At 57.1% G+C, this 496-nt stretch carries 1 protein-coding gene; it reads left to right on the top strand.

Features of this window, described 5'->3' with window-relative positions; genetic code table 11:
• Nucleotides 1-279: 279 nt before the first annotated feature.
• Nucleotides 280-496, top strand: a 217-nt coding sequence (locus tag QCE48_RS31735; RefSeq protein ID WP_309794505.1) for a chemotaxis protein CheB, incomplete at its 3' end; no start/stop codon positions are given.

The raw sequence follows: 496 nt of genomic DNA, 5'->3' as shown, positions 1-496 counted from the left end.
GGCCGATTCTGCCGTCGAGTAGGACTACCAGTCCCGACTCGCGCGCAATCTGGAGTATGTCTAAATTCATCGCTGCCTCCATTTCTGGTCCCATCTCAAGAGCAACGCAGGTGCCCGTCACCATGACGAGCGGAATTTGTGGCTTTCCCCAAGCAAACGCATTTTTCCGGGACGACGCCTGGATGGCTTTAACTTCGCGCCGCGCCGTTCGAAATGATTGTCTTACGTACGACACTATGAGCGCGCTTCCGGTGTACGCTCGTCTCGCGTACAGCGCTCGTGACCTTCAGTCTTAAAAACTTCGAAAGATGGGCACTCTACTACATGCCGACAGGCCATCGTCACGTCATCGTTATCGGTACATCGCTCGGCGGCCTCGCCGCGCTGCGAACGGTCTTATCCGCTTTCCCGCAAGGCCTGCATGCAACTGTGCTCGTTGTCATGCATGTCGGCAATCAGCGCAGCCTTCTACCCGAGCTTCTCGCGCCGCATTGCC

The organism is Caballeronia sp. LZ024, from assembly GCF_031451455.1.
GTDB lineage: Bacteria > Pseudomonadota > Gammaproteobacteria > Burkholderiales > Burkholderiaceae > Caballeronia > Caballeronia telluris.
Note: the sequence above shows the minus strand (reverse complement) of the source record. Positions and strands in the feature narration are given on the sequence as shown.